The following is a 26,082-nucleotide window of genomic DNA, read 5'->3' as shown; positions in this document are numbered from 1 at the left end:
CTATTTATCTCTTAAATCATCAAAAGCATGGTATCCCAAACACTCAAGCCATTTAATGTATTCGAGCTAAAAGGTTGCCGGGAGATCCCGGCAGCATTAGTTGATACCGAATTAGCGAACGCAGAGCAGAGACTGGAGAACTGGGAAAATAAGAGTTATTACCAAAAAGTAGCCTCGTTAGCAAAAATAGCTGACCTGTTACCAGATCAATCCGGGAAGCTTTCGCTATTGATCAAAGAAGAAACAGATCATCTGCTGGCCCAAAGTTACCGGGACATTGCACTGTTGTAATTACTGACAAGCCATATTTCGATCTGGGTTTGAATTATCAAGGCTATTTAAATAAACAAACGCAATGCCCTTTTTAGCTGATATCAGGAGTTTTTTTGACGAAACCGGTAGTATAACCAAATTTACCGGGCGCTTTTTTTCACATGGCATGAAACCCAGGTACGAACTAAAGGAATTGCTGGCGCAATGTTATATCATCGGTTACAAATCCTTACCGCTGGTGGGGCTTACCGGCTTTATCATGGGCCTGGTACTTACGATGCAGTTAAGGCCATCGCTGGTTAGTTACGGTGTAGAATCCCAGCTGCCGGTTATGGTTGGTATTGCTATTATTCGCGAAATCGGACCGGTTATTACCGCGCTGATCTTTGCCGGCAAGATCGGCAGCAGCATAGGTGCTGAGCTGGGCTCTATGAAAGTGACCGAGCAGATCGATGCGATGGAAGTGAGCGGAACCAATCCTACTAAATATCTGGTGGCTACCCGCGTGGTTGCTACTACCCTGATGCTGCCCATACTAACCATTCTTGGCGATGCCATATCTTTATTTGGTGCCTACATTGGCGTTAATATTAACTCGGTTACCAGCATCAAATTCTTTTTTAACCAGGTGTTTCATAGTATCGGCTATAGTGATGTGCTGCCGGCGGTGATCAAAACCATCTTTTTTGGCTTTGCTGTTGGTATTATTGGTTGTTATAAAGGGTTCAACTCTACCAAGGGTACGCGGGGTGTGGGCAGTTCGGCCAATTCTGCAGTAGTCCTGGCCTCCGTACTCATTTTTGTCATCGACCTTCTAGCGGTTCAGTTTACCAACTTATTAGGCTTAAATTAAAATGACGAGCACGCCCGACAGTACCTTTACAAATAGCAAAGACAGCACAAAAGTTCCCGTCATAACGATATCGCATGTTTACAAGCGCTTTGGACCAAATGTGGTACTAAAGAATTTTAACCTGACTGTAAATAAAGAAGAGAACGTAGTGATTTTGGGTAAATCAGGTTCGGGAAAATCAGTACTTATCAAATGCATTATTGGCCTCTTAAAAGCTGATGAGGGCAGCATCAACGTTTTGGGCGATGATGTTACCCAATTAAGTGATGACGGGCTGGATAAAGTCAGAGCAAAGATCGGCTTTCTGTTCCAGGGGAATGCTTTGTACGACTCTATGACCGTTCGAGAAAACCTTGAATTCCCTTTACGCCATCATTGGACAGACCTTAAGCAGTCAGAAGTAAACGCCATGGTTAAGGAAGCGCTGGAAAATGTTGGCCTGGCCCACACTACTGAGATGATGCCGGAAGAATTATCTGGTGGTATGCTCAAAAGGATCGCGCTGGCGCGGACCATGATCCTGAAGCCGGAGATTATTTTATATGATGAGCCAACAACGGGGCTTGACCCGGTGACTGCCAGGGAAATTGATCAGCTGATCTTAACGTTACAACGAAAATACCATACCTCTTCCATTATCATTTCGCATGATATGAATTGCGTAAAAAATATATCCGACAGGGTAGTACTGCTATTTGACGGCAAGTGCTATGCGGACGGCACTTATGAGTCACTTGAACATTCAATTGACAAAAACATCAAACAATTTTTTGAATCATAGATCATGGCAAATAAAGGTGCAAATAATATTAAACTGGGTGTATTTGTACTGGCTGGTTTGCTGGTATTAATGACATCCTTTTATATGATCGGTAAAAACCGGAACATTTTTGGTAGCGGCTTCGAACTGAAGGTCCGCTTTAATAATCTTAATGGCTTAATGGAGGGGAACAATGTACTTTTTTCCGGTATCCAGGCAGGCACCGTTAAAAAGATCACGATGATCAACGATACGCTAATTGAGGTGATCCTAGCAATTGATAACAAAACAAGTGCTTTTATCCACAAAAACGCTTTGGCTGCAATAGGTACAGAAGGGCTAATGGGAAACAAAGTGGTTAATATCCAGGCAAATAAAGGCATCAGCCCAATGGTGAATACCGGGGATGTACTCGCCGCACAAAAGATGATCAGTACCGATGAGATGCTGCTGACCTTATCCAAGACCAATAATAATATTGCCACGATATCTGAAAGCTTGAAAAATGCAGTGCTGGGGATCGACAGCAGCGCTCTGGTCAAATTACTGAATGACCAAACCATTGGTGTAAGCTTGCGATCTTCCTTAAAAAGCATCAATCAGGCCAGTTCTAATGCTGGTAATTTGACAAGAGGGCTGAATGATCTGATTGGGCAGGTTAAACAAGGCAAGGGCGCAGCAGGTGTTTTGATTTCAGATCCGGCAGTAGCAGGCGATCTCAAAATTGCCGTAGGCAATATTCGCTCGGCAGCTGAACATGCTGAGCAGATGACCGGACAGCTGCAGCAGGTGGTAAAAAACGTTGATCATGATCTTTCCTACGGAAAGGGACCAGTGCACGGCCTGCTGAAAGATTCTGCAATGACCAAAAACATCAGCCTGAGCCTGGATAACTTGCAAAAAGGCACCGACGGCTTTAATCAAAATATGGAGGCGTTGAAACATAATTTCCTGTTTAAAGGCTTTTTCAAAAATCGGGATAAGCAGCACAAAAAGGATAGTCTGGCCAAGATAGGTAAATGATCATGGACAATACATCAAACCTGCTCATGAAACCGCAAATTTTAAAAGAGAAAAAACACAACTTAACACTTGAGCGGATCGATCAGCTGGAAGCGGAGAACGCTCTGCTACATGCACTGCTACAAAAGCAAATCGATATTAACCAAGCGAAAATCACTTTCCTGGCCAAAGCGTCGCACGATCTGCGTTCTCCATTAACAAATATCCAGCTTTCTGCTTCATTGATCGAACAATATTACGAGCGCCTGGACCATGAGAAAGTGTTTAGCCATTTGGCCAGGATCAAAGATGGTGTAAGCGATTTCATCAGCTTACTCACTTATTACCTGCTCAGTGAATAAATTAATAAAGCTGATGACGATCAGTTTGCCGGGTGACCGGTATCATCGCTTTGTGAAATCTAAATCGTGAGTTTTGCAGAGAGAATTCGCGACCCTAATAAAAGTGGTCCGTTTATAAAATACTCATTATGCCTATAGCGACTATTAATCCCTTTAACAACATGGTTGTTAAAACATTTGAAGAAATGAGTTCTGATACGGTTAATGCCGCAATAGCGCAGGCAGAAGATTGTTTTAAGGCCTGGCGTACCAGTCCATTTTCCCGCAGAGCAGAAGTATTGCACCGTGTTGCGCAGATCATGCGGGAAAGATCGGACCAGCTTGCTAAATTAATTACTTTGGAGATGGGAAAACTATATGCCCAAAGCAAGGGTGAGATTTCACTAAGTGCAGATATCGTTGACTATTACGCCACCAATGGTGAACAGTTTTTGGCTGACGAGCATTTGAAGCCGGAATTTGGCAAGGCATACATTAAGAAAAGCCCAATTGGCGTGCTGCTGGGTGTGGAGCCTTGGAATTTCCCGTTTTACCAGGTAGCCCGTTTTGCGGCACCCAACATTATGATCGGCAATGTGGTTTTGGTTAAACACGCCTCTAACGTGCCGCAATGTGCACAGGCCATAGCAGATATATTTTTAGAGGCGGGTGCACCTAAAGGGTTATATACAAACCTTTTCATTTCAGGCGCGCATGTGTCCGGCTATATCGCCGATGAACGTATTAAAGGCGTATCTCTTACGGGCAGCGAACTGGCGGGTGCAAGTTTGGCTGCAGCAGCTGGTAAGGCGTTGAAAAAATCTGTTCTGGAACTGGGGGGTAGTGATGCCTTTATTGTTTTGGAAGATGCCGACATTGATCAGGCAGTGGCCTGGGCGGTTATCGGCCGAATGAATAATACCGGGCAATGCTGTGTTGCGGCTAAAAGGTTTATCGTAGTTGAGGCCGTCGCAGACGAGTTTCTAACTAAATTTAAATCGAAGCTAACCGGTTTAAAAGTAGGCGATCCGATGGATAGTGCTACAGAGTTAGGCCCGTTAAGCAGTGAGGCAGCTGCTGTGCAGCTTGCCGACCAGGTACAGCGTTCTGTTGATGCCGGAGCCAAGGTAATCCTTGGTGGCAAACGCATTGAACGGCCCGGAGCTTTTATGGAGGTTACGATATTAACTGATATTAAACCCGGCATGGCAGCATATTATGAAGAATTGTTTGGCCCGGTAGCCTCGTTCTATCGTGTTAAGGATGAAGTCGATGCCATCAGACTGGCCAATGACTCACCATTTGGCCTTGGCGGTTCGGTATTTACTGCCAATAAAAAAAGAGGCGAAAATGTAGCAGCCATGATCGATACCGGTATGGTATTTATCAATCACCCTACTTGGACACAGCCTGACCTGCCCTTTGGTGGAACAAAACGTTCCGGTTACGGGCGAGAACTATCTGCTCTTGGGGTAGAAGAGTTCGTTAATAAAAAACTAATCAGGTTTAGTGAATATGCAGATCCATTTTAGTCTGATAGATCCAATCGCCTAATTTTATAATTTATCCAGATCGGAGGCTAGCAATATAGTCTCCGGTTTTTTTAAGAAACCGCCACATGAAACTGGTGGTAATGTTGCGTATCACTTATTCTCTTGACACGCGTCACGAATGGTTCCACGGCGTTTCCTGAAATTTACACTATTAATTTAACGGGTACCGTTTTACCAATCGATATCGCAAATCAATCATACCAAATGGAAAACATAACTGAAATGTCTGAACGTGCAGAGCAATATTACATCAGCACCAAACGCTGGGTCTCCGACCTGGAATTCTTTCAAATTGAAACCAATTTTCTTCGTCATTTAGAGCGTGATTATTTCATCCGCTTATTTGAGCCTACTGACGTTTCCCAATTAAAAAATGTCGGCATGAAGTTATTAAAGCTGCAATCAGACATCAACGATGCCCATATGCAATGCAGTATGCAACTGGATCGTTTTAGCCTTATTGCTGAAAATCAAGCTACTGAAGATATCTCTTACTTAGCAATTGAAAACAATACGTTATCCGATCTGATCAGCATGCTAACCGCAGAATATTATAACGTTAAAAAGGAGCTCTTCAAACTGGCAGAGGGCGTTATGCGCGAAAATAAATTTTTAACGGCTTAAATAAATAACCAAAAACACGATGCAATTGAAAAATTCGGTTACTGCACATGATATATTAATTATTGCAGCAGTATTTAGCTAAGCCAATAAAATCTAATTGTAAAAGCAATAATTAAGAAAATGTTAAGAGAACTCAACGATATTCAAATAGATGCCTTACTGAAAACCGAACTGACAGGAAGGATTGGCTGCCAATCAGCCGGAATGGTATATATAGTTCCGGTAAATTATGTGTATGACGGGGCGAATATTTACTGCCATTCTGCAAAAGGGATGAAGATCAGTATGATGCGGGAAAATCCAGAAGTATGTTTCGAGGTAGAGAACATCAAGGATATTACCAATTGGCAAACTGTGATTGCCTGGGGGAGGTTTGAAGAGATTACCGATATGGTTGAACAGCAAAATGTATTGCAGCAGTTGACAGACAGGGTTACCCCATATATTATCGACGACTCTGTTACCAGAGAGCATGGTTTTGCAGATGAGGAAGGTGATATCGGAACCACGATTGAATTGATCATGTATAAGATCATTCTTCATAAAAAAACAGGCCGGTTTGAAAATAGATGATTTCTATCTTAAAGACCTTCGGCCAGACCATCCAAAAGGATAAAAAAATGGAACTGCAGCCTCGGTTACTATTGCATTTAGTGATGCAAAATTTTACCAAAGCGGTAATTTTTGGTGTGAATGTTCTGCGCTTACCATTACATAAAAGCCAACTTCCTGTTACACTAAGCCTCATTATTGATTAATCCTCTTTTATAGCATCTGCCTGGCACATATAGCTATGGCAGATGCTTTTTTGAGTGTGTTTTACAAATTTCAGCAAGGGTTTACCAAGCCCTTTTGCCGGTTCTCGCTGCTTTTTTTGAAATGAGACGGTGTAAGGCTGGTGATCTTTTTAAACTGGTTAGATAAATGGGCCACGCTGCTATAATGTAGCTTATCTGCTATTTGAGTAAGCGATAGCTCATCGTAAACTAATAATTCCTTCACCCTTTCAATTTTATGAATAATCAGGTAATGCTCGATATTAATTCCCACTACACTAGAAAAAAGATTTGCCATATAAGTATAGTCATGGTTAAGCTTTTCACTTAAATAGTTGGAAAAATTGATTTTCGCCGGTTCATCAGCATAATGTACGAGCTCAATAATTACCTTTTTGATTTTTTCGATCAGGATGCTCTTTTTGTCGTCCATCAACTCCAGGCCATATTTTTGCAAGGTCGTTTTAAATAGTATCAGCTGCGCCGCTGAAAAATCCTCTACAATCTCCACTTCGCCTAGCTCTACGGTTACATAATGGCAGGAGAGCCGTTTGAGTTCCTGCATGACAAGTATTTTGCAACGGATGCAGACCATGTTTTTGACGTAAAGTTTCATGTTTGAAAGTATCGGCTTGTTATATAAGAGGAAATGTCAAAATGCCACCGGCTGCAATATAAGTGCGCTGCGGCTGATGGTACCTTGATTGAAACGGCTCATTTACATCCATTATGTTGATGCTCTTTGTCGCTAACATGGATATGGATAAAAAAAAGAACTGTATTTAGCTTGTCAACCCCATTAAGTTCGACTGCTCTTTAACTCTTTTAAAGTGTGAAGGCGTTAAGCCGGTTATTTTTTTAAATTGATGACATAGGTGAGCTACGCTGCTGTAGTGCATTTTGTATGATATGTCTTTGAGTGAAAGCTTATCGCAGACTAATAATTCTTTTACTCTTTCAATTTTATGTGTGATTAGATAGTGCCCAACATTTACTCCTTCAAGTTCTGAGAAAAGATTGGCCATGTAAGTGTAATCGTAGTTTAGTTTTTTACTGAGTAGGTTGGAGAAATTAAGTTTGACCGGTAATTCCTCATACTCGATCATTTCTACGATCACTTTTTTAATATTTTCTATCAATAAGCTTTTCCTGTTGTCCAAAACTTCTAGACCAAACTTTTGCAAAACCGACTTAAAGGCTGCCAATTGTTCCACAGTAATAGCATCAGTCATTTGTACTTCGCCTAAATCAACTGTTTTATATGGAATAGAAAGTTTTTTGAGCTGCTGTTCAACCAGCATTTTACAGCGGATGCAAACCATATTTTTTAGGTAGATCTTCATTTCAGACTACTGATTTAGAAGCTGCCTGGGTAGCGATGTAATAAAGATGAGGAGAGTGGAATATCGGATAATCGGTTGTTTCATAGCTGATGATGCTGCCTTTTGGCATTAATCAAATGTCCAGAAAAACTACACTTAGTGATATGACCATCATCAGCTGCGATAATGTTTTAAGTCATAAATAAGCAGTTAACCCAGGTATTAAAATTTAAATTATGGGTAAACCAAAAAAACAGGGTTGTCAGCACCCTGTTTTTTGTAATTGTGGCAGTTTAGTAACTACTCAGTAGTTGTTCCTTCAAATTTTTCCGGATTTTCCTCTGCATCTTTTTTAGTTGCACGTATGATGCCGTCCCTGTGATGCGGAGGGGCATAAATTGTATACATTTTTAATTCATTTTCAGCATCCGTATTGATCACATTATGCTTTGCTCCGGCAGGCACAACAATGGCATCCCCATTTTTTACGTTGTAAATATTCCCGTTGATTATACATCTCCCGCTGCCACTTTCAAAACGAAAGAATTGATCATTGGCATTGTGTATTTCTTCACCAATTTCTTCTCCTGGCTGCAGACTCATGAGTACTACCTGCAGGTGATTGCTAGTATATAATACCTTGCGGAAATTACTGTTCTCCAATACAACGGCCTCAATTGGTGCACTAAAACCTTTCATCGGTTTTGTTTGCTGGTCTTCACTGTTCTTCATTTTGATAGTTTTTATGGTTAAGGCAAAATTGCTGTTTATCAGCTATGTCTGATCGCTTCGATCTCTATAAGGCCTTTTCTTTCGTGGTATTCTTCAGGCCCTATTTCACCTGTGGCCAGTCGCATTTGTAAGTTGGCGAAGGGGCCGGGCTTTTTACGCCACTGACCTGGAATATCGTAAGGGGTAACAAATATCCAAAGCAGCAGCAATATCAATGCACACCACCAAATAAAGTTCATGCCGCCAAGGCTGTCATAGTAAAACATCTTTTATTGTTTAATTTAATTTGTATCACCAAAATTGTTGCCTTTTGACGAATGTTGAATTACGAAATTCTATTTTTTAGGTTACATGATTCGCACTTTTTGGGGCCTGATTAAAGTTTGGAATACAACTAGTTATTCTGACTTACAGATCGCTCTGGATGATCTTTTTCCGTTCATTGTAATCTTCTAAACTTATCTGGCCGGAGGCAAACCGCCTTTGCAGTATATCCAGAGGGCCGTTTTTCGAATTTCGCTGAAAGGGGATATCATAGGGTATGGCAAAGATCCAGATCAGCAGCATGATCCAAATGAACCACCAGATAAGATCCATACCCCAAAAATTGTTGTAGTAAAACATAATGTTCCTTTTAATAGTTTATTTATATAACACTACAAATCTGACTTCTTTCAACAACTGATCTGTTATGCAATTCTTTTAATTAATTACATCATTCACACCTTAAATCCTAATATCAATGTGTGAATTATGTAAGCTATTCTCTAGATTTTGTAATGTCTAATTGAATTTGATGGCCCATCTTTAACCAGGTGATGGTTAAAGTTTTTTATCGCTTTTTATTGTTATAATTAATATGAATAGAGTTATTGTCCTTTACAGGAGACCGGCAGGGAAACCCTCCCTCAGTGATTTCAAGACTAATACAGAAGAAATACCAACTGCCGATGATGGTGAAGTGTTGCTGAAAACCCGTTATGTTTCGGTAGATCCTTACCTGCGTGGAAGGATGAATGATACAGAATCATATATCCCTCCATTTGAATTAGAGAAACCAATACAATCGGGCATCATAGCCGAGGTGATTGATTCTAATAACACGAGCTTTAAAATAGGCGACTTTGTTTTGGGCAATCTGGATTGGAAGGAGTACCAGGTATCGGGCGGGAGCGGTTTAAGGGTAATTCCGAATGATCCCGCTTATTTAACGGCCTACCTGGGTATTTTGGGTATGACGGGGCTCACCGCTTATTTAGGGCTCACCAATATTGGCGTACCAAAGCCTGGGGAAACTTTAGTTGTATCGGGGGCAGCCGGTGCTGTTGGCAGCGTAGCAGGGCAAGTGGGTAAGCTGCTTGGGTGCAGGGTTGTTGGCCTTGCTGGTTCGGATGAGAAGGTGACGCTGCTTAAAACAAAGTTTAATTTTGATGAAGCGATCAATTATAGAAATACGATAGATCTGGGTCAGGCCATTCTGGCGGCCTGCCCTAACGGGGTTGATATATATTTTGATAACGTGGGCGGCAAAATATCTGATGATGTATTGAGTAATATAAATAAACACGCAAGAATCCCATTGTGCGGCGCGATTTCATTATACAACCATCCTGAACGGACAATGGGCCCTTATATACAACCTGTTCTTGTTAAAAAAAGCGCACTGATACAGGGGTTTATTGTCAGTGATTTCTCAGCCCAATTCCCGGAAGCAACAAAACAACTAACGGCCTGGCTCATGGAGGGTAAACTTACTTACAAAGAAACTATATATGAAGGCTTTGACAATATTCCACAAGCATTTCTGGATCTGTTTGAAGGCAGCAATGAAGGGAAAATGATCGTTAAAATATGATCTTACAAAAATTATAAAGCACAATTATGAAAGTATTAATGGTACTAACATCCCATAGTGAATTGGGAAACACAGGCAAGAAAACCGGATTCTGGATAGAGGAGTTTGCAGCACCTTATTACGTACTGGCTGATGCCGGAGCAGAAATAACGCTGGCATCACCTAAAGGCGGCCAACCGCCCATAGACCCCAAAAGTGAAGACGCGGATGCGCAAACACCCGCAACGCACAGATTTGATAGCGACAAGGATCTGAAAGATAAATTGGCGCAAACGCTTCCGCTAAACACGGTGAATGAAATGCATTACGATGCTGTATTCTATCCCGGCGGACACGGGCCATTGTGGGACCTCACTAATGATCATGACTCGATTAAATTGATTGAAGATTTTGTTGAGCACCACAAACCTGTTGCGCTTGTTTGCCACGCTCCGGGTGTGCTGATGAAAGTAAAAAGCGCCGATGGAAACCCATTGGTTAAAGGCAAAGCGGTTACCGGCTTTTCTAACACCGAAGAAGCGGCTGTTCAGTTAACTGATATTGTTCCCTACCTGGTGGAGGATGAGTTAAAGAAACTGGGCGGGCTATATAGCAAAGGGCCGGACTGGGGGTCTTACATCCTGCAAGACGGTTTATTGATCACCGGCCAAAACCCGGCATCCTCAGAAGAAGCCGCCAAATTATTGTTGAAAGTTTTAGCCGGCGAGCAATAACCTTAAAAAAATCGCCACTTCTTATTCATAACAGTTTCTGGCATATTTCCATCGGGGATGCCGGAGACTGTTTTCGTCGGGTCAGGAAGTATTGAAAAATGAGGTAGTTCAAATCCTAGGGAGTATAGTGCTAATTTAATTGCCGTCAAAATTAACAATGCTGCCGTCCTGTCAACTGGTGGTCCTTATTACTTTAGCACCTGTATTATCGCTTGTCATTAGATCGCTTGCGATATTGCCTGGGTCCCTGGTCAGTTATGAAAGCAATATGACCTGCTTTTTTAAACGCTGGTGCCGGCTCAAATACTATTGTTTACGGAAACCTTCAGATCCAATCAAGTTATTACGGTATGGACAAATAACTTCATCTTTTCGGGAGTTCATCAGGTAGCGTTAGCCTGGCAACGCCAATACAATTATCAGCCATCCCATAGTAAATATCAAACCTGTTCGGCATGCCCAAGTCATCGCGCCGGTCAATTCCCGTAGGAAATATAACGTTGTCAACCTGTCCGGCACGCTCGCTAACTGTTTCGGGGCTGAGTATAGGGGTTAAAGACCGGTAAAGTATCCGCTCGGGATGATCAATATCAAGGATCATAACCCCTGCAGCATAAACCAGGTTATGCGGATCGTCGGAAAGGGTGCGGGTCACGTGAACACCGTGGTAGATCAGCAGCCAGCCATATTTAGTTAAAACCGGGGGGGGGCCGGCTCCTATTTTAATTTTTTCCCATGGCGCCTCTGGTAATGCCAGCGGACTATTAGATTCAAACTCTTCTAATTGACCTTCTACCCGATTTTCTTTTTTATGCAAATGGCTGTAGGAGATCCATATACACTCATGATGATCCCTTATTCGCCTGTCTACAGGGTCATGCATAATGTCCTCCGGCGATGTACCAGGGAAAAGTGGCCGGTGCAGCATGATCATAGATGGATGACCATGAGGACTGATCATAGCTTTAGGGAAGATACAGGCATCTTTATTGTTGACGTTATTAAATTGAATGTATTTGTAGTCGGCAAAATCAGCAAGCCCTAAACGTGTCCAATGGAAAAGATCTTTAGAGGTGGCCAGAGCAATTCTTGGGCCGTTGGCGGAGAAAGCGGTGTAAGTCATAACATACTCTTTCAACGGCTCGAAATAGGTGATCCGCGGATCTTCGCAGCCCCCGCCTCCGGGTCTCATCTCGTAATCAGCCTGAGGTTCTAAAGCAAGCCCCAGCCTTTTGACACCGATAGGATCGCCAAGTTCATTAAATATCACTTTTGCAATGCCGATCCTTGAATAGTTCCCTTTCGCAACCATCCTGGGAAATAAATATAATTCGCCATCCGGACCGCGAACAGCTGCCGGATTTAAAACTCCTTCTGCTTCCATTTCGTTTCCGGGCTCCGATGCCATGATGATTCCAAGGCGATGCAATTTAAAATCAGTCATGCTGAATTGTTGGCTATATAAAGTAAGAATGGCGTGCAGTATATTAGTGTTATTTAAGTAAATTAGTTTGCCCCCCTAATAGGTTAGCAAAGTTTCGGATGGCGTACTTGATTACGGCAAATGATAAGTTATCCAAAATGCCCCTTCACATAGTTTTTTGTTAGTTCATGATCAGGTGAGTTAAAAACTTGCCGCGTATCACCCGTCTCAATAATTTCTCCCAGGTACATAAAAATAGTTTTATCTGCAATGCGCTGCGCCTGTTGCATATTGTGGGTAACGATCACGATGGTGTAGTCTTTTTTGAGCTTTAGGATCAGTTCTTCGATCTTTGCGGTGCTGATGGGGTCTAACGCAGAACATGGTTCATCCATCAGTATCACATCGGGCCGCAGCGCTACAGCCCGGGCAATACACAATCGCTGCTGCTGCCCCCCGGATAACCTGGTAGCTGGCTTTTGGAGGTCATCTTTCACCTCATCCCAGATATAACTTTCCTTTAATGCATTTTCGATAATCTCAGCACGTTCTGCATTCGGGATATCGTTGATCCTTAAACCATAGTTTATATTATCGTAAATACTTTTGGGGAAAGGATTAGCCTGTTGAAACACCATGCCGATACGTCTGCGAACTTCCGTAGCAGAGAGCTGGCCCTTGTAAAGATCCTGGTCTCCTAATAGAAATTTCCCCGTTATCCTAACCTCGTTCGCAAGATCGTGCATCCGGTTAAAGCATCTGAGCAGGGTGCTTTTGCCACAACCCGACGGGCCAATAAGTGCGGTAATTCTTTTTTCCGGGAAATCCACGTTAACGTTTTTTAGTACCTGCTTGCTGCCAAACCACAGGTTTGCTTCTATTGCCGATAATTTGATATTTTCATTATTCATGCTTACTATGCTGATAACGGATGTAAAAAGCGGTTAGGTTTAAAAAGAACACTACGATGATCAATACCAGCGCCGTGCCATAAGCTAAAGGCCTTACCTGCTCAATAGCCTGGTGCTGAGTGGATAGCATATAAAGGTGATAAGGAAGTGTCATAAACTCCTGGTTTAAATAGCCCGCGGGCTTATTGATATAAAAAGCAACGCCTGTAAAAAGTATAGGCGCAGTTTCTCCGGCAGCCCGGGAGAGCGTCAATACCAGGCCGGTTAGCATACCAGGTACGGCAGAGGGCAGCACCACATCCCGTATAGATTCAAATTTGGTAGCCCCAACTGCCAAAGCGGCCTCCCTCATGCGGTTGGGTATACGACGCAGAGCTTCTTCTGTAGTAATGATAATATAGGGCAGTGAAAGTAAACCCAGCGTTAAGCCTGCGGCGAGGAGCGAGGTGCCCATATGCAGGCCCTGTACAAATAATGCTAACCCGAACAGGCCGTATATAATTGATGGTACACCGGCCAAATTACGAATGGAAGCCCTGATGATCCGGGTGAGCCAATTGTCTGCAGCATACTCATTCAGGTAAACGGCACAGCAAATACCAAAGGGTGCTGCCATCAGCGCCGTGATCAAAGTAAGTAGAACAGTGCCGATGATGGCAGGGAGAATGCCGCCTTTAGTCATACCATCGGTAGGTGACGTGCTGATGAATCCCCAGGACAAAGAGGAGGCCCCTTTACTGATCAGATCCCACAGGATAGCCACGAGAAAAAAGCACACCAGGCCTGTACTCACCAACAGCGTACCCCATTCCACAAACGGTGTTATTTTCTTGATCATACAGCCTGGTATTTGCGGTATTTATTAACAAAATGTTCTCCTACAACATTAACTACCAACGTCATTAAAAACAGTACGGCAGCAATAGCGAACAGTGCGTAATAATGGGTTGTTTGATAGGGTACTTCACCCATTTCTATCGCTATAGTAGCCGTCATGGTACGTACCGAATGGAAAAATCCTTTTGGAAATGCAGAGGCGTTGCCCGTGGCCATCAGCACGGTCATGGTTTCACCAATGGCACGGCCAACTCCCAGCATCACAGCGGCAAGTATGCCCGGGGCCGCAGCAGGTATAGTTACCTGCACCAACGTTTGCCAGCGGTTGGCGCCAACGCTGTAGCTGGCTTCTTTATAAGCGTTGGGTACTCCCTGCAGCGCGTCCTGGGTAATGGTGATGATGGTGGGCAGCGACATAATGGCTAGTAAAACAGCCCCGTTTAATGCGTTTAATCCGTTGGACTGGCTGGTTATGCCCGCAATACCAGGCCCAAGCACAACAATACCTAAAAACCCTATTGCCACAGAGGGTACGGATGCCAGCATCTCTATGGCCGGTTTTAAAATGCTTTTCAGCTTATTGCCGGCATAGTCTGACAGAAAAGCAGCAGTGCCAATACCCAAAGGAATAGCAATGCACATTGCCCCGAAAGTGACCAGCGTGGTACTTACCAGCAATGGCAGCATACCATAGTTAGCTGGGTTTCCCGATGGAGCCCACTGGGTGCCAGTGATAAAATCCCAGGGTGTTATTTTCAAAAAGAACGCCACCGTATTCCACAGCAACATTAAGAATATCCCGGCCAGTATTGCGATCACCATAAGGCCGGTCATCCCGAAAAGTAACCTGGCAAACTGATCCGTTTTCTCTCTGAATGCTAACTTCATGGCTTTATAGGGATAAGATAGTAACCTGCTGTAGTGATGATCTTTTGCCCCGCCGGGCTTTTTTCAAACGCAATAAATGCTGCCACCTTGTTCCAGGATGCAACCGGAATGAACTGGTAAAGCGGCCGCTGAAAATAGTACAGTCCCGCTGAAATTGCTTTTACATCTAAAGGCGATATCGCAGTACTTCCGGTTTTTAACATGATCTTTAATACTTTGACAGGCTGTTCCCTTGCATTGTGTAGTATATACCCCGCGCCAACATACCCAATGCCCGATCGGTCGTGCTTTATGCCTTCTACGATCTGGGCATTGCCGTTCATTTCCTTGGCATCCCGGCTAAATTGAATGTTTAACTTTTTGCTGATAAAAGAATGTGTTCCTGAATTGCTTTGCCGCCCATAAATACTGATAGGAATATCCTGCCCCGTAAGCGGTTTCCATGATTTAAATTGTCCGCTTAGAATTTTGGTTAGCGTTGCGATATCAATAACATCCAGCGGAAAATCCCGGTGAACAATAAAGGCTGTAGCGTCTTCTGCGAAAATTATCGTCCGGATAGGTACACCTTTAACCTTTAGCAGAGATAGCTCTTCGGCATTTAATGGGCGCGATGAATTGGCAATATCAGTTTGCCCGTTAAGCAGCGATGCAATACCTAAGCCAGACCCGCCCCCGGAAATTGCCACGCTGAAATCCTGATGTACCTTGTAAAAATTTTCGGCAAGGCTTACGGCTAAGTTAACCTCGGTATCCGAGCCCTTAACTTTAATTGATTTTCCGGCATCGCTGCAGGAAGCAAACAAAGCAATAAATAAGTACGGTAGGTAAGTTATGACAGACTTATTCATATTTACAAAGTAGGATCCTTATATGTTGTTACTGTTAAAAGTATAACACCAATTGCACGTAAAATACCAGGTATTGCCGTCAGGTCTGCCAAAACTCTTCTGTTCATCATAGATTAATGTTTATCGGCCTTTGCGGCAGACAGTCGTTTCTGCCATTTAAGAAGTTCAAACCAGGTTACCGATAGGAAGCCGGCACTTACACTTATTGTTAGTTGCTTTAAGCTCAGCTGCTCGAAGCCAAAGAACCTTGCAAATGGTTTAACGTAGATCAACGATGCTGTAATAAGTACAGTGATGCATATGATCAGTAAAACCAAATTGTTTTTATACCGTATGGTCGTGAGCAGCGAATAGAAGAACGATCGGTTCACCAATGTAAGCAGTATATTGGCAGCTATCAGGCATGTAAACACCATGGTGCGGCTAAGCTGTTCATCGGCACCGGTACGCACTGCGTATTGGTAAATTGCCAGCGTCCCCGCCGTTATTACCAATCCCTGTACAACGCTGGTCATTAATTCTTTCCAGTTAAAGAATGTGGCACTGAAAGGTCTTGGCTTTTGCAGCATGGTGTTCTTCTCCATGGGCTCATTCTCATAGATGATGGAACAGGTAGGCCCCATGATCAGTTCCAGGAAGATAATATGAACCGGCGAAAATATATTGGGATATATCCATCCTAATGCCAACGGGATGAAAACGGTCAGCACAATCGGAATATGAATGGATATGATATACTGAATGGCCTTTTTCAGATTGGCATAAATGCGCCGCCCCATAGCTACCGCGTCAACCAGTTTCGAAAGATCGTCTTTCAGCAGGATCAATGACGCCGCCTGTTTAGCGATCTCGGTGCCTTTTTGCCCCATGGCAATACCAATATGCGCCGCTTTTAAAGCCGGTCCATCGTTGACCCCGTCGCCAATCATTGCGACTATCTCGTTTTTTGCTTTCAACGCATTGATGATCTTTAGCTTGGCATCCGGGAACATCCGGCTGAATATACTGGCCGATTCCACTTTGCTCCCCAGTTCGCCTTCACTTAACTTCATCAGTTCACTGCCTGTTATTCCATCCTCGGAACCATGGAGGCCAATTTGCCCGGCAATTGCCCTCGTGGTTTCTGCATTGTCACCGGTAATTACCTTCACGGCAATACCGGCACGGTAAAACCCGGAAAGCACTTTAGCGATATTCTTTTTAGGCGGATCATAAAAGGCAACCAGCCCCTTAAAGGTAAATTTGAATTCCTGCTGGGTTACCGGAAAATCGTTTCCTTCAAAAACGGTTTGTCCGACAGCCAGCACCCGGTATCCTTCTCCGGATAACTGTTTGATAGCCAACGCTATTTTGTCTTTTTCCTTGCGCTGCAGATTACTTACCTCCATGATGGCTTCCGGCGCACCTTTGGCGGCTATAATGCGATGACCCCGGTGATCTTGAAAAAGGTGCGTCATCATGGGGGGCTGCCCGTTCAATGAATATTCATGGATCATTTGATAGTCAGGACGATCATCAACAACCGCTATTTTGGAATACGCCTCATGCAGGGCAATTTCCATCGGGTCGAATGGCAATGGCTCGCTAGCCCACATGGCCAGGGAGATGGTTTCCTTTTCCGCGCCGGTCAGCGCGCCGTCTGCAGAACTAATGATGTTTTGTTCAGGCGTGTAAAGTTTAGCCAATTGCATCTTGTTCTCGGTGATCGTGCCGGTTTTGTCGGTACAGATCACCGAGGCGCTGCCCAGCGTTTCTACGGTTTTCATTTGCTTTACAACGATACCCATCTTCATCAGCCGCCAGGCACCCAGCGCCATAAAAGTGGTGAAAGCTACGGGAATTTCTTCCGGCAGGATACTCATGGCCAGCGTAAGCGCTTTGATGAGGCTTTCTAAAACATTTGCGGAGCGGATATAATTGATGCACCAAACGATCAGAAAGACGATGATGCCGGCGATCACCATTTTTTTAACAAAATTGTTGATCTGCAATTCCAGTGGCGTTTTTTCTTCCACTATCGATTCCAGGCTTTTGCCGATCTTCCCCAGCCGGGTTTGATTACCAATGGCTGTTACGGTTACAATGGCCGACCCGCTGGCCACCGTAGTGCCGTGATAAATTGCAGGATCGGTGGCAGAGAGGTTTTTATAGACGGCTAATGCTTCACCCGTAAGAATGCTTTCATTAACGGAGAAATCATTGGAGTGGAGGATCGTACCGTCTGCCGGAATGGAAGACCCTTCATCAACCATCAGGCTATCTCCAATTACGATCTCTTCACTTTTAATTTCTTTAACGGCACCGTTCCGGATCACCTTACACACCGGCTGGCTAAAATCTTTGAGCTGTTCCAGGGCGTTGCGGCTGCGTGAATCCTGAAACAAAGAAATACCGGCAACCAGTATTATGGCAGCAGCTAAAAAAATACCATCGCCGGTTTTGCCGCTGATAAAATAAATACCCGATGTAACTAATAGCAAAATAACCATGGGTTCTTTCGCCAGCCCCTTCAAGGCATCAATAAATCCGTTCTCTTTTTTAAAAGTAAGGCTATTCGATCCATATTTCAACCTGGATGCTTCCACTTCAAGATCAGTGAGTCCTTCCGTTTTAAAGTTATCTATTACCATGAATCTTTATGTTAATGCTATGACCAGATTGTTTAAACTGGCGGAGAGCAGGTATTAGCATCAATTTTTAAATATCGCGTCACGATGATCCCGCGGCATCGTCGGTTTTACTATTTGTTGTGAACCTTTAAACAGTTTGCGGTCTTTACCCTAATTCAGGAACCATTTTAAATAATCATGGCTAATATTTCAGGTAAATAACGGAAGTTTATCATCGTATAAAGCTCGTCTTTTAAGGATCTTTATTTAATGACGATAGTCACTAAGGGGGCTGATATCAATCACTTGCAAAATGCTATTGTTCAAGGTTTAAGGCTTAAATTGGCTAACAATTAAAAACGGTTTAAATAAATTTTCCTTATGATCAGAGACATGCCGCCAACGGTTAAACGCGCAATAGAGTTAATGGGCCTATTTGTTCTGGGAACAATTATTGTGACCGGGAGTACGATTATTATGCCCCTTTTAATGGCATTTTTCTTCAGCCTGGTGCTTTTGCCGGTTTTTCGTTTTTTTAAAAGATTAAAGCTGCCGGAAGCTATCGCGGTACTGCTGCCGATCCTTTTGCTGACTATTGTTTTGGCGTTGATCATCTGGTTGTTTTCCAGCCAGGTTGCAGCCTTGGTTGCAGACTTTCCAGAGATCCAACGAACTGTAACCAAACACCTCGATAGCTTAAGTATATGGATCAGCAATTCATTTGCCTATTCCTCCGCAGAACAGCTTAAGTTCATTAATACCCAAAGCCAAAAATTATTTAGTTCGCTGGGGGGGCTGCTGAGTGGTGCAGCAGGTTCACTATCGGGGATTGTTATATTTATCGGGTTATTACCCATCTACATTTACCTGATCCTTTTGTACAGAAATCTTTTTTTAAGGTTTGTGCTGATGTGGTTTAAAAAAGAAGAATACCAAACTGTAGAGGAAACCGTCCGTCAGACTGAAAACATGGTTAAAAGTTACCTCATTGGTTTACTGATACAGATCACATACATTATCATCCTGCTTGCCGGGACACTTTGGGCGTTTGGTATTCAAAACGCTTTATTGATAGGGATCATCTTTGCCTTCCTGAACCTTATCCCATACCTGGGGGCATTGATAGGCAATATCCTTGGGGTTTTATTAACGCTTGCCTCCTCAGAAAGCATTTCCGATGTATTGATCGTTTTAGCGGCTATCTCTGCTGTACAACTGCTTGATAACAATATTCTGATGCCGCGTATCGTTGGCTCGCAGATCAAAATTAATCCGCTGGTCTCTATCGTCGGGATCATCATTGCCGGAACTATGGCCGGTATATCAGGTATGTTCCTGGCTATGCCTGTACTTTCTATATTAAAAATAGTATTTGACCACACCGGGGATTATAAACAATGGGGTGTATTACTGGGCGATGACCGGCCCCAAAAGAGCCGGCTTAATGTTTAAAGCGCCTTTTTTAGCTTGCGCTTGTGGATAGCTTTATAGCACTGAATAACCACTAAAGGGAGTAAACTCATTGAGATGGCAATTAACCAAAACTTCAAAGGAAGTACCGCTAAGCCCAGCACAGCTCGCATGCCGGGCACCGCAAATACCATCAAAGTTAGTCCGCCGCAAATAAATAGCGCGATCCATACAAATTTGTTACGGGTGATCTCATTTTTTAAAAAGGCAGACCCACCGGAAGACATGTTGAACACGTGGAATAGCTGAGTAAAGGTGAGTGTAATAAAAGCTACGTTGTTACATACCCGGTCATCCGCGTGAAGCACCTCACGACAATAAACCACCGCAATAATTACTGCCGAGGTCATCGCTGCGGCGTAAAGCGCTATAACCAGCCATTGCTTGTTGGTGATAATGTTTTTTTTCGGATCACGGGGCGGTCGTTGCATAACGGTTTGATCACCGGAACCTAAACCCAACGCCAGTGCCGGGAATATGTCGGTAACCATATTCAGGAACAGTATCTGCAGGGGAAGTAACGTAGCGGCAGGTGTAATAACCGCCAAGCTTGTGACAATAAAGATCTCGCTCAGGTTACAGGAGACCAGGTAAACTACAAACTTTTGAATGTTTTGAAATATCTCACGTCCGTGTGCAACTGCTTCGGCAATTGAAGTAAATGAGTCATCCTTTAAAATGATACTGGCTGTCTCCTTAGCTACCTGCGTTCCTCTGATACCCATAGCGATCCCGACATCGGCCTTTTTTAATGCCGGAGCATCGTTAACCCCGTCGCCGGTCATAGCTACTATGGAGCCATCCTGTTGAAACACATCTGCTATCTCCAACTTTTGCTTGGGCGATGCGCGCGCAAAAACAGCAGTATCCAATATGCGTTGCCGCCATTCTTTAGTTAACAGGTCGCTATTAGGTAATTCCTTACCGGTGATTACTTGTTTATTGACTTTTTCTATCAGGCCAACTTTTCGTGCAATGTTCAAGGCTGTTTGGGGATGGTCTCCTGTAATCATTACTACCTTGATCCCGGCATTACGGCAGTCTAAAATTGCCCCTTTGATGTCCATACGGGGCGGATCAAGGAAACCAGCCATGCCCACATAGATCAGATTATTCAAAAAATCGTTGTCATCCATCTTCTTGTCCACACAGTAGGCAAAACCCAGTACCCTTAATCCCGCAGCCGCCATTTGTTCTGACTTGAGCAGTATCGCTTCTTTCGACAGGGTGTCCATCTTTTTAATTTGGGCTCCTGATTGTATTTGGCTGCATTTTTCAAGCAACCGTTCCACCGAACCTTTCGCGGCCCCAAAATCCCCGTGGGGCGTTTTGTGCAAAGTCCCCATCATCATCAGCTCCGAACTAAAGGGTACTTCGCCTATGCGTACGTAGGTTTTCAGGACTGTTAAGGTGTTTATACCTGCGGCATTAGCAAGTTTTATCAAGGCTACCTCAACGGGATCGCCTGATAGTTTGGGAACACTATTATCCGTATCATTCGTACTTAATACGGCATTATTACACAGGATCCCAATCAGTAAGAGTTTATCAAAGTTTTCAGCGCTTAACCTGATCGCCCCGTCCGGGAATTTTAATTGATGATCTGCTATATGAACTTTTACACTTTCATCGGGAAAAGCGAAAGTGTCCGCAAAGATTTTATTTTCTGTCAAGGTACCTGTTTTGTCCGTCAGGATCACGCTTGTACTGCCCAGTGTTTCTACCGCCGAAAGCTTTTTCACGATTGCGTTGCGCTTTGCCATCAATAGCATGCCGTAAGATAATGCTACCGTGGCAACAATAGGCAAACCTTCTGGTATGGCAGCCACGGCCAGGGCGATGGAGGTTTCTATGATCGTTAATAGCGCTTTGCCCTGGATAAATCCTGTTACTGCAAAAATTGCAGTCATAACCAAAGTAATCCAGATCAGCTTACGGCTAAGTTTATTCAACTTTTTATCCAGCGGCGTGACGGTGTCAGCAGCACTATCCACCAGTGACGTTATAGTACCTAACTGAGTTTGGGCAGCAATGCCCGTAATTACCATTTTTCCGTTACCATTGATTACAGAAGTTCCCTTAAACGCCATATTGTGTTGGTCGCCAATAACAGTATCTTCTTGCAACGCTTCAATAGTTTTATCGGATGGGAGTGATTCTCCTGTGAGTGAAGACTCATCGCATTGCAGGCGGCTCACAGCTACTAAACGCCCATCGGCAGGGATTATATCTCCCGCCTCCAGTGGTACCAGGTCTCCGGGAACCAGTTGTTCCGACGGGATAGATCTTGTTTTACCACCACGAATTACTTTGGCCAGTATAACATCCATTTTTTTTAATGCATTCATGGAACTCCTGGCCTGCATTTCCATGAAAAAGCCGATAAGGGCATTAATCACAATAACAACAAGTATGGCTATAGTTTCTAAAACATCTTTAAAGTAAATAGATACAGCTGCGCCAAATACCAGTAAATAAACAATCGGGCTTTTAAACTGAATCAGCATGATCCACCAAAGGCTTTTTTGCTTTTGGGTTTTAAAAGTATTGTGCCCATAAGTTTGCGATCGCTTACTTGCCTCATTTTGCGTGATGCCTTTAACGGGATTAGTCTGAAGCAGCGTGATGACCTCGCCGGTGGCTAGTGAATAGGGGTGGTTTAAAGGATATTTCACTAGCATTCCGGATTGGAGTTATTACTGAAGATGAAAAGTTCGCGCTGGGAAGTGTTCAATTGCTTTCATTTTTATTGAAGGTAAGCAGGGGGATCTTTCCATAGAAAGAATAATTCTCCGCATTGGACGGATAAAAAATTTTTTCAAAAACTGACCGCGACTGGTGTGTAAATAAAATTAAAATAGAAGGTTTACTAGCCTTAACTGCATCATCAATATCTTCCAGCAATTCGTTGGTAATATCTCTTGTCCTGTTAAGAACGATTACCTCATAATTTGCTTTTTCCTTTAATCTGGCTTCCATCCATTTTTTATCAAACGTAAACTCAAAGGGATAAGCAATATGAACCATCTCTACTGTGGCATGGATAGGCTTTGCAAATGCTACCACTTTGGTTAACTCCTTTTCATAATCTCTCATATCAGAGGCGTAAAGAACATGCTTTATCTCTTTCAAATGATAGGTACTTGGAATGCAGATAACAGGTACATGGGAATGGGTGATCAATTTAGCAGTATGGGTACCGAATAATTTGGTCAGGATGCCCGCTCCGCGGGTTGCGATACAGATGTAGGAACATTCATGTTTGGTCGCATAGTCCATTACGCCGTCTACAACATCAGTGTTGGATACCAATACCACCAGATGTTGGATTTCGGGCTCATGGATCTCGTGATAGATCTCAGCGATAAAAGAAGTCAATTCTGCCTCTGTTTTTTCACGAAAGCTATCTCCGTACTTTTTAAATGCGTGTTCGGTCCAGTTAAAAGGTTTTAAAAGGTGATACACATGGATAATGATCAGCTCCGCTTTCCGCTGCTTGGCCAGTTTAATTGCGAAGCGAATAGCGGCTTTTGAATTGGCGGACTGATCGGTAGTAACGAGAATCTTTTCCATTGTCTTCTTTCTTTATTGGTGGCGATATCCACCGGTCGGCGGAATTTACTGATACAAAGGTTTCTAAAATTCATGGTTCAGAGCATGACGCAGGTTGTCCCGATCAATGACGCTGGTCACTAATCCTTGAATCAGCTGAAAATTCCTGTTTTTAACTATTCACCAGCATCATTATTACTTCGGTCTTAATGATAGATTGATGTATTGCAGATCGCATCATCAAATTGTGAGAGAACGCCAGCAGGTAAAAGCCGACCTAAGATGGCTGATCTGGCAGGACTATCAACTGAATAATTTGATATGCTGCGGACCATTTCTGCTAAACTGGATCATTAGGTTCTAGACACCCGTGAAATGATTCATTAACAGGCTGTTGTAATTTAGGTATCCGTTACCAACATGTTTATCAAGTAGTTATTGTTCTAGTATTTAGAAACATTTCCCAATATTGAAATATTTATCATCATCAAAATTTATAAATATTTGATAATCAATGTTTTGTAGTTTTGGCAAAGGCATTGTAATTGCTCTTTCAAAAAAATTACAAAATCATTATGAATAAGCTTTTAGTCCCAATTTTAATTTTAAGCTGCTTTTTTGCTGCATGTAAAAAAGAAAGCTTTACCGGTAATTCCTCAGGAAGCACCCCGGCAGCTGTAGTACCTGCTGTAATTGACAGCACCATTGCGCCAGCCAATTTTAGTTTTAATACAACCCGCACGGTCTCAGTAAATTTAAGTTTATTAACCAATGGCAATCAACCAATTGCGGGGGTTCCGGTAAACTTTATGCCTAACGATCCTGACGCTTTGGATGCGCTATATACCGCGATAACCGATGCAAACGGTAAGATACAGGCAAGTGTAAGTATCCCTGCTTATATGGATACTCTAATTATCGATCCCAAATATGTTGGTTTGATGCGCAATGCAAAAGCGGTAATAATCGGCGATAATGTTAATGCAATCATTGGCGGGCCAAATGCATACGGCGGTAGTATTGTGATGAATAACTATACCGGCAGTGGTGCACGTGCAAAATTTGTTTTAAACAGCATTGCTGCAATGTCGTCACCCGGGGCATTTGAGTACATGGGGGCTTATGATAATTCTGGCGTTCCCAAATATCTTGAAGCTACATCAGACGTTATAAGCGCTGACCTTTTATCTTACATCAACGCGTCGCTGCCCGAAACTCAGGATGTGCGTAAACTCCATCCAAGCTATCTACAGTCATCTGCTACAGCCGACTTAATTATCACAAAAACAGCTGATGTCTGGATCACGTTTGTAAGCGAAGGGGCGGGCTACTTGAATACATTATGCTACTATACCTATCCAACCGGTAGCGCGCCCAAAAGTGCATCTGACATCTCTAAAGTAACTTATATATTCCCAAATGCGTCGTTGCCAGGGTCTGGCGGCGGGCTTAAATCGGGCAGCAAGGTTAAATTGGGCCGGTTTGATGCAGGTATTTCAATTGGCTTTGTTTTATTGGCAAATGCATGGAACAGTGGCGCCAGACTAGTAGACCATAGTGCCACTAAGTTTTACTCAACCACCGCTTGCAATCCGGAAACCACTGCCGATTTAAAGAAGCATACTGTATTGTTATATTCTGAAACCCAAAACCTTTATCTTATCGGTATTGATGATCAAAACAGGCAGGGCGGGAGTGATAATGATTTTAATGATTTATTGTTTTACGCTACATCTAACCCGGTAACTGCTATTTCTAGCAATAATGTGCAGCCAATTGATCAGCCTAAAGATGCGGATGGTGATGGTGTTACCGATGTGTTTGACCAGTACCCAAATGATCCAGCCAGGGCCTATGCTACCTACTATCCATCCAAATCGACATTTGGTACATTGCTTTTCGAAGATCTGTGGCCTGCAACTGGTGATTACGATTTAAACGACATGGTGGTAGGCTACCGCTATAAAACTGTTACCAACGCAAAAAATAATGCAGTAGAGCTATTTGCAGATTATGCTGTGAAAGCATCTGGTGCATCGTTCCTAAACGGTTTCGGTGTTCAATTCCCCTTTAGCTCAACTTTGGTAAAAAATGTTTCAGGGCAAAAACTTGTGGGGAGTTATATTAGCCAAAATGGAAATGGTACTGAAGCTAACCAGGCGAAGGCAGTTATAATTCCATTTGATAACTATCAGGCAGTGATCAAACGGCCGGGGGGATATTACATTAATACACAAAACGATGCCCCTGTTGTTAAAGGTGACACCATCCATATTTATATGGGCTTTACAGCGCCAATATCTACAACTACTTTAGGCACTGCACCTTTCAACCCGTTTTTAATAAGTAACCAGCGCAGAGGATACGAAGTGCACTTACCAGATAACTTACCTACTGATTTGGCTGACCGTAAGCTTTTTGGCACAGCTCAGGATGCTACTAAAATTAATAACAACGTGCTTTACAAAAGTAAGAATGCCTGGCCGTATGCACTTAATTTTACGGAACAATTTGACTACTCTGCCGAAGGTAACGCAATTAATAAATCATACAATTATTTCTTACAATGGGCAAAATCTGGCGGGAGTTTACATAAAGACTGGTACCTTAATTTGCCTGGGAACAGAAACGAGGGACTGATATACAAAAAATAATAGTTTAGTACGATCATTGGCTTGATTCCCAATAACGAATAAATAACCTGATTTTTAAGTACAAACCTAAAGAGGCCATCCTT

Annotated in this window: 26 protein-coding genes; 13 read left to right on the top strand and 13 right to left on the bottom strand. The window is 43.1% G+C overall.

Going from position 1 to position 26,082, the window contains the following annotated elements; all coding sequences use genetic code 11:
• Positions 1-27: 27 nt before the first annotated feature.
• The 9 genes from A0256_01355 (at position 28) to A0256_01315 (ending at position 6,164) form a co-directional block, all read left to right on the top strand.
• Complete coding sequence (locus tag A0256_01355; protein AMR30158.1) at positions 28-291, top strand: hypothetical protein; 264 nt, start codon at positions 28-30, stop codon at positions 289-291.
• A gap of 64 nt (positions 292-355) precedes the next feature.
• Positions 356-1,126, top strand: coding sequence for an ABC transporter permease (locus A0256_01350; protein ID AMR30157.1), 771 nt, complete (start codon positions 356-358; stop codon positions 1,124-1,126).
• Position 1,127: 1 nt separating this feature from the next.
• Positions 1,128-1,907 (top strand): ABC transporter ATP-binding protein, encoded by a 780-nt coding sequence (locus A0256_01345; protein AMR30156.1) that lies wholly within the window; start codon positions 1,128-1,130, stop codon positions 1,905-1,907.
• Positions 1,908-1,910: 3 nt separating this feature from the next.
• Positions 1,911-2,909 (top strand): mammalian cell entry protein, encoded by a 999-nt coding sequence (locus A0256_01340; protein ID AMR30155.1) that lies wholly within the window; start codon positions 1,911-1,913, stop codon positions 2,907-2,909.
• On the top strand, positions 2,906-3,250 hold the full coding sequence (locus A0256_01335) for a hypothetical protein (protein AMR30154.1): 345 nt from the start codon (positions 2,906-2,908) through the stop codon (positions 3,248-3,250). The genes A0256_01340 and A0256_01335 overlap by 4 nt, the downstream gene beginning before the upstream one ends.
• Before the next feature lie 128 nt (positions 3,251-3,378).
• A complete protein-coding gene (locus tag A0256_01330; GenBank protein AMR30153.1) occupies positions 3,379-4,761 on the top strand; it encodes a succinate-semialdehyde dehydrogenase in 1,383 nt (460 codons plus the stop codon).
• 225 nt (positions 4,762-4,986) lie between these two features.
• Positions 4,987-5,406, top strand: a complete 420-nt coding sequence (locus A0256_01325; protein ID AMR30152.1) for a hypothetical protein — start codon at positions 4,987-4,989, stop codon at positions 5,404-5,406.
• Between the two features lie 120 nt (positions 5,407-5,526).
• Entirely contained in the window at positions 5,527-5,979 is a 453-nt protein-coding gene (locus A0256_01320) for a pyridoxamine 5'-phosphate oxidase (protein AMR30151.1), read from the top strand.
• Positions 5,976-6,164 carry a hypothetical protein gene (locus A0256_01315; GenBank protein AMR30150.1) on the top strand — a complete coding sequence of 63 codons (189 nt, stop codon included), beginning with the start codon at positions 5,976-5,978 and terminating at the stop codon, positions 6,162-6,164. The genes A0256_01320 and A0256_01315 overlap by 4 nt, the downstream gene beginning before the upstream one ends.
• 70 nt (positions 6,165-6,234) lie before the next feature.
• Here A0256_01315 and A0256_01310 read toward each other — a convergent pair whose 3' ends face one another.
• The 5 genes from A0256_01310 to A0256_01290 all read right to left on the bottom strand — a co-directional run bounded on the left by A0256_01310 (position 6,235) and on the right by A0256_01290 (position 8,863).
• A complete protein-coding gene (locus tag A0256_01310) occupies positions 6,235-6,798 on the bottom strand; it encodes an AraC family transcriptional regulator (GenBank protein ID AMR30149.1) in 564 nt (187 codons plus the stop codon).
• 166 nt (positions 6,799-6,964) lie between these two features.
• Positions 6,965-7,525 carry an AraC family transcriptional regulator gene (locus A0256_01305; GenBank protein ID AMR30148.1) on the bottom strand — a complete coding sequence of 187 codons (561 nt, stop codon included), beginning with the start codon at positions 7,523-7,525 and terminating at the stop codon, positions 6,965-6,967.
• Between the two features lie 279 nt (positions 7,526-7,804).
• Positions 7,805-8,203, bottom strand: a complete 399-nt coding sequence (locus A0256_01300; GenBank protein AMR34390.1) for a cupin — start codon at positions 8,201-8,203, stop codon at positions 7,805-7,807.
• A gap of 71 nt (positions 8,204-8,274) precedes the next feature.
• A complete protein-coding gene (locus tag A0256_01295; protein ID AMR30147.1) occupies positions 8,275-8,502 on the bottom strand; it encodes a hypothetical protein in 228 nt (75 codons plus the stop codon).
• A gap of 142 nt (positions 8,503-8,644) precedes the next feature.
• Entirely contained in the window at positions 8,645-8,863 is a 219-nt protein-coding gene (locus A0256_01290) for a hypothetical protein (protein AMR30146.1), read from the bottom strand.
• A gap of 232 nt (positions 8,864-9,095) precedes the next feature.
• Here A0256_01290 and A0256_01285 point away from each other — a divergent pair, with 232 nt between their 5' ends.
• Together A0256_01285 and A0256_01280 are read left to right on the top strand one after the other, a co-directional pair.
• Positions 9,096-10,091: an NADP-dependent oxidoreductase gene (locus A0256_01285; protein AMR30145.1), complete on the top strand. Its 996-nt coding sequence runs from the start codon at positions 9,096-9,098 to the stop codon at positions 10,089-10,091.
• A gap of 26 nt (positions 10,092-10,117) precedes the next feature.
• A complete protein-coding gene (locus A0256_01280) occupies positions 10,118-10,804 on the top strand; it encodes a dimethylallyltransferase (protein ID AMR30144.1) in 687 nt (228 codons plus the stop codon).
• 364 nt (positions 10,805-11,168) lie between these two features.
• On the opposite strand, the gene A0256_01275 is transcribed toward A0256_01280, so the two are convergent.
• The 6 genes from A0256_01275 to A0256_01250 form a co-directional block, all read right to left on the bottom strand.
• A complete protein-coding gene (locus tag A0256_01275; protein ID AMR30143.1) occupies positions 11,169-12,248 on the bottom strand; it encodes a glycosidase in 1,080 nt (359 codons plus the stop codon).
• 128 nt (positions 12,249-12,376) lie between these two features.
• A complete protein-coding gene (gene pstB, locus A0256_01270) occupies positions 12,377-13,138 on the bottom strand; it encodes a phosphate ABC transporter ATP-binding protein (GenBank protein AMR30142.1) in 762 nt (253 codons plus the stop codon).
• Positions 13,131-13,976 (bottom strand): phosphate ABC transporter, permease protein PstA, encoded by an 846-nt coding sequence (locus A0256_01265; protein AMR30141.1) that lies wholly within the window; start codon positions 13,974-13,976, stop codon positions 13,131-13,133. Before A0256_01265 ends, pstB begins: the two co-directional genes overlap by 8 nt.
• Entirely contained in the window at positions 13,973-14,863 is an 891-nt protein-coding gene (locus tag A0256_01260; protein ID AMR30140.1) for a phosphate ABC transporter permease subunit PstC, read from the bottom strand. The genes A0256_01265 and A0256_01260 overlap by 4 nt, the downstream gene beginning before the upstream one ends.
• Positions 14,860-15,714: a phosphate ABC transporter substrate-binding protein gene (locus A0256_01255; protein ID AMR30139.1), complete on the bottom strand. Its 855-nt coding sequence runs from the start codon at positions 15,712-15,714 to the stop codon at positions 14,860-14,862. The genes A0256_01260 and A0256_01255 overlap by 4 nt, the downstream gene beginning before the upstream one ends.
• Positions 15,715-15,827: 113 nt before the next feature.
• Positions 15,828-18,344: a haloacid dehalogenase gene (locus tag A0256_01250; GenBank protein ID AMR30138.1), complete on the bottom strand. Its 2,517-nt coding sequence runs from the start codon at positions 18,342-18,344 to the stop codon at positions 15,828-15,830.
• Positions 18,345-18,707: 363 nt separating this feature from the next.
• On the opposite strand from A0256_01250, the gene A0256_01245 reads away from it, so the two are divergent.
• Positions 18,708-19,775 (top strand): AI-2E family transporter, encoded by a 1,068-nt coding sequence (locus A0256_01245; GenBank protein AMR34389.1) that lies wholly within the window; start codon positions 18,708-18,710, stop codon positions 19,773-19,775.
• On the opposite strand, the gene A0256_01240 is transcribed toward A0256_01245, so the two are convergent.
• Together A0256_01240 and A0256_01235 are read right to left on the bottom strand one after the other, a co-directional pair.
• Positions 19,772-22,474 carry an ATPase gene (locus A0256_01240; GenBank protein ID AMR30137.1) on the bottom strand — a complete coding sequence of 901 codons (2,703 nt, stop codon included), beginning with the start codon at positions 22,472-22,474 and terminating at the stop codon, positions 19,772-19,774. The genes A0256_01245 and A0256_01240 overlap by 4 nt on opposite strands.
• Positions 22,475-22,523: 49 nt before the next feature.
• Positions 22,524-23,366 carry a hypothetical protein gene (locus tag A0256_01235; GenBank protein ID AMR30136.1) on the bottom strand — a complete coding sequence of 281 codons (843 nt, stop codon included), beginning with the start codon at positions 23,364-23,366 and terminating at the stop codon, positions 22,524-22,526.
• 554 nt (positions 23,367-23,920) lie between these two features.
• On the opposite strand from A0256_01235, the gene A0256_01230 reads away from it, so the two are divergent.
• The gene (locus tag A0256_01230) at positions 23,921-25,999 is read left to right on the top strand and encodes a hypothetical protein (protein AMR30135.1); all 2,079 of its coding nucleotides are present in this window, start codon (positions 23,921-23,923) and stop codon (positions 25,997-25,999) included.
• Positions 26,000-26,082: the final 83 nt, after the last annotated feature.

Source organism: Mucilaginibacter sp. PAMC 26640 (assembly GCA_001596135.1).
Taxonomy (GTDB): domain Bacteria; phylum Bacteroidota; class Bacteroidia; order Sphingobacteriales; family Sphingobacteriaceae; genus Mucilaginibacter.
This window is presented reverse-complemented; position numbering and strand designations above follow the sequence as displayed.

Coding starts and splice junctions, on each gene's coding strand:
- A0256_01255 (AMR30139.1), bottom strand. CDS start 15,714: ATGAATAAGTCTGTCATAACTTACCTACCGTACTTATTTATTGCTTTG.
- A0256_01355 (AMR30158.1), top strand. CDS start 28: ATGGTATCCCAAACACTCAAGCCATTTAATGTATTCGAGCTAAAAGGT.
- A0256_01265 (AMR30141.1), bottom strand. CDS start 13,976: ATGATCAAGAAAATAACACCGTTTGTGGAATGGGGTACGCTGTTGGTG.
- A0256_01345 (AMR30156.1), top strand. CDS start 1,128: ATGACGAGCACGCCCGACAGTACCTTTACAAATAGCAAAGACAGCACA.
- A0256_01305 (AMR30148.1), bottom strand. CDS start 7,525: ATGAAGATCTACCTAAAAAATATGGTTTGCATCCGCTGTAAAATGCTG.
- A0256_01315 (AMR30150.1), top strand. CDS start 5,976: ATGATTTCTATCTTAAAGACCTTCGGCCAGACCATCCAAAAGGATAAA.
- pstB (AMR30142.1), bottom strand. CDS start 13,138: ATGAATAATGAAAATATCAAATTATCGGCAATAGAAGCAAACCTGTGG.
- A0256_01310 (AMR30149.1), bottom strand. CDS start 6,798: ATGAAACTTTACGTCAAAAACATGGTCTGCATCCGTTGCAAAATACTT.
- A0256_01340 (AMR30155.1), top strand. CDS start 1,911: ATGGCAAATAAAGGTGCAAATAATATTAAACTGGGTGTATTTGTACTG.
- A0256_01300 (AMR34390.1), bottom strand. CDS start 8,203: ATGAAAGGTTTTAGTGCACCAATTGAGGCCGTTGTATTGGAGAACAGT.
- A0256_01250 (AMR30138.1), bottom strand. CDS start 18,344: ATGGTAATAGATAACTTTAAAACGGAAGGACTCACTGATCTTGAAGTG.
- A0256_01285 (AMR30145.1), top strand. CDS start 9,096: ATGAATAGAGTTATTGTCCTTTACAGGAGACCGGCAGGGAAACCCTCC.
- A0256_01320 (AMR30151.1), top strand. CDS start 5,527: ATGTTAAGAGAACTCAACGATATTCAAATAGATGCCTTACTGAAAACC.
- A0256_01260 (AMR30140.1), bottom strand. CDS start 14,863: ATGAAGTTAGCATTCAGAGAGAAAACGGATCAGTTTGCCAGGTTACTT.
- A0256_01240 (AMR30137.1), bottom strand. CDS start 22,474: ATGCTAGTGAAATATCCTTTAAACCACCCCTATTCACTAGCCACCGGC.
- A0256_01230 (AMR30135.1), top strand. CDS start 23,921: ATGAATAAGCTTTTAGTCCCAATTTTAATTTTAAGCTGCTTTTTTGCT.
- A0256_01235 (AMR30136.1), bottom strand. CDS start 23,366: ATGGAAAAGATTCTCGTTACTACCGATCAGTCCGCCAATTCAAAAGCC.
- A0256_01325 (AMR30152.1), top strand. CDS start 4,987: ATGGAAAACATAACTGAAATGTCTGAACGTGCAGAGCAATATTACATC.
- A0256_01330 (AMR30153.1), top strand. CDS start 3,379: ATGCCTATAGCGACTATTAATCCCTTTAACAACATGGTTGTTAAAACA.
- A0256_01295 (AMR30147.1), bottom strand. CDS start 8,502: ATGTTTTACTATGACAGCCTTGGCGGCATGAACTTTATTTGGTGGTGT.
- A0256_01280 (AMR30144.1), top strand. CDS start 10,118: ATGAAAGTATTAATGGTACTAACATCCCATAGTGAATTGGGAAACACA.
- A0256_01335 (AMR30154.1), top strand. CDS start 2,906: ATGATCATGGACAATACATCAAACCTGCTCATGAAACCGCAAATTTTA.
- A0256_01350 (AMR30157.1), top strand. CDS start 356: ATGCCCTTTTTAGCTGATATCAGGAGTTTTTTTGACGAAACCGGTAGT.
- A0256_01275 (AMR30143.1), bottom strand. CDS start 12,248: ATGACTGATTTTAAATTGCATCGCCTTGGAATCATCATGGCATCGGAG.